The organism is Acinetobacter sp. 1294596, assembly GCF_000582925.1.
Classification (GTDB): Bacteria; Pseudomonadota; Gammaproteobacteria; order Pseudomonadales; family Moraxellaceae; genus Acinetobacter; species Acinetobacter radioresistens.
The window spans coordinates 1-2,407 of the sequence record NZ_JFCC01000089.1 but is presented as its reverse complement, the minus strand read 5'-3'; the positions used below and the strand labels follow the sequence as shown (position 1 = coordinate 2,407).

2 protein-coding genes and 1 pseudogene are annotated in these 2,407 nt (G+C 39.9%); 1 reads left to right on the top strand and 2 read right to left on the bottom strand.

From position 1 onward, the window contains the following. Window positions 1-414 (top strand): annotated as a pseudogene (locus J502_RS15855) (IS30-like element ISAba125 family transposase); the annotation flags it as partial. A 148-nt stretch (window positions 415-562) separates the two neighbouring features. On the opposite strand, the gene J502_RS15850 reads toward J502_RS15855, so the two are convergent. Both J502_RS15850 and J502_RS15845 read right to left on the bottom strand, forming a co-directional pair. Further along, complete coding sequence (locus J502_RS15850) at window positions 563-1,900, bottom strand: MFS transporter (protein WP_005014273.1); 1,338 nt, start codon at window positions 1,898-1,900, stop codon at window positions 563-565. A 120-nt stretch (window positions 1,901-2,020) separates the two neighbouring features. Further along, window positions 2,021-2,407: enoyl-CoA hydratase/isomerase family protein (locus J502_RS15845; RefSeq protein WP_034685157.1), on the bottom strand; the 387-nt coding region annotated here is incomplete at its 5' end.

The following is a 2,407-nucleotide window of genomic DNA, read 5'->3' as shown; positions in this document are numbered from 1 at the left end:
CGGCTCTGTATCTTGGCAACATTACCTGATGCAAAGGCAGAATCAGTGCGCAAGGCTTTAACTGAAGCTCTGAAATATTTACCTGCAGAACTGCGTAAAACGTTGACCTATGACCGTGGACGCGAGATGGCAGAACATAAAATACTTGAAGAAGATTTAGGCATAGATGTATATTTCTGTGACCCACATTCACCCTGGCAAAAAGGCACATGCGAAAATATGAATGGTTTAATTAGGCAATATTTACCTAAAGGGATTGATTTAAATCAGGCAGATCAGCATTATTTAAATCAAGTTGCCATGTCACTGAATACTCGTCCTAGAAAGGCGTTAGATTGGCTTACACCATTAGAGAAATTTGCTCAGCTTGTTGATTATCATATGGCTTTTGAAACTGTCGCACCTCATGTTTGAATTCGCCCGGCTATGTAACATAATCTGGACTACATTATGCGAAATGCTGTGGTAAAGTTAAATCCTATAAAAATACCGCCATACACTTTGTATAACGGTATTCAAAAATCCAGCTTCAGTAAAACTTGTTAAAAGCTTTTAGAAAGCTCTATAAAGTTTTAATTTCTTTCTGTGTAAACGTTTCTGTAGGCTTGAGCTTCTGGTCAGGCTTTAAGAATGAAGAAGCAATAATTGCCAATACTGCAAAGCTTATAATATACATAATAATTAAGTGCGGACTTCCTTCACCAATACTCAATAGCTTTGTAGCAATCAATGGCGCCAAACCGCCACCTAACACACCTGCAAATTGTACCGAAATTGAAATACCGCTATAGCGAATTTCAGCAGGAAATTGGCGAGCAAATAATTGTGACTGCGGTGCATACATAATTGGAAAAATTACACCAATTGCCAATACGATTGCTGTCCATACTAAAACAGGATCTTTTGTATTTAACATCGCAAAGAATGGATAGCTATATAGTGCAAGCATACAAAGACCAAATCTGAACATATTACGCTGGCCGACTTTATCGGATAAATGTCCGCATAATGGAGTCATTACCATAATGACAGCAGCGCCACAAATTGTTGCAAATAGAATATCTTGTCTAGGAATATTTAACTGCGTGGTGGTATAGGCTAAAGCAAAGGTGGAAGCCAAGTAGAACCAGGCATTTTCAGCAGCGCGTGATAGAATAATTGTAATTAACTGTTTTGGATGATTTTTAAACACCTGTAATGCAGGAACTTTAACTTCTTTCGCTTTTTCTTTAATTTTTTCAAAGTCTGGCGACTCAGGAACTTTCACCCGGATATACCAACCTACCGCCAACAGCACTATACTGGCTAAAAATGGTAAGCGCCAGCCCCAGCTAAACAATGCTTCCTCGGGTAGTAAAGACACTAGACCCAAAGCCACCGAAGCCAGCATTAAACCGCCTCCAGTACTGGCCTGTGGTAAACTTCCCCAAAAACCCTTTCCCCCTTCTGGAGCATGTTCAACAGCCATGAGAACTGCCCCGCCCCATTCGCCGCCCATCGCCATACCCTGAATAAATCTTAAAATAATCAGACAAACCGTAGCCCAGTAACCAATCGACTCAAATGTAGGTAACAGTCCGATTATGACTGTCGGGATACCCATTAACATTAAAGTCACTAATAACATGGATTTTCGGCCAACCTTGTCACCAAAATGGCCAAATACAATACCGCCTAATGGTCGACCAATAAATCCGACAGCGTAGGTTGCAAAAGCTGCGAGTACACCGGTGAGCGGATCAAGGTTTGGAAAAAATAGTTTATTAAAAATGAGTGCAGCAGCAGCACCATAAATAAAAAAGTCATACCATTCAATAGTCGTCCCTACCATACTTGAAATGCCTGCCAGGCGGTGAGAAGACTTTTTAGAATGCGAACCGTTTCCATGTATTGTTTGCATTGTCATATTCCTTTTTAGATTTTCTTGTTTTGAGTTTTTATACGTATAATCAGCCCTGACCATAAGTATTTTCAGTTTCTCTCTAGTCTCCTTGAATGTATTAACTTATGTATGAATGACTCAGCCGAGTCGCTCTAGAATTTGTTCAAGTTCTGGATTCTCCTTTTTCCATTGCGGCTGTTTGTCTTTATCAACAATAAGTGCACGGACACCTTCAATAAAATCACCATGTTCAAACCAGATATCTTGTAAATCACGCTCAATCTGCATGCATTGTTGTAATGACAAACTTCGTCCTAAGTGCTGTAGTTTCAGGCTGGTCTGTTTCGCAATCAGGGAACGCTGCTGCAAGGTAATCAGTATTTTATTTGTCCATGCCTTGTACTGCTCGTCTTGTTCATTTTCCAGACTCTGTTCGATATCCTGCAAATTTTTAAAACCAAAATGTTTTCGAATATTTTCAGACCGTGAACTTAGATCACTCTCAGCAGGACGGGTAATATACTT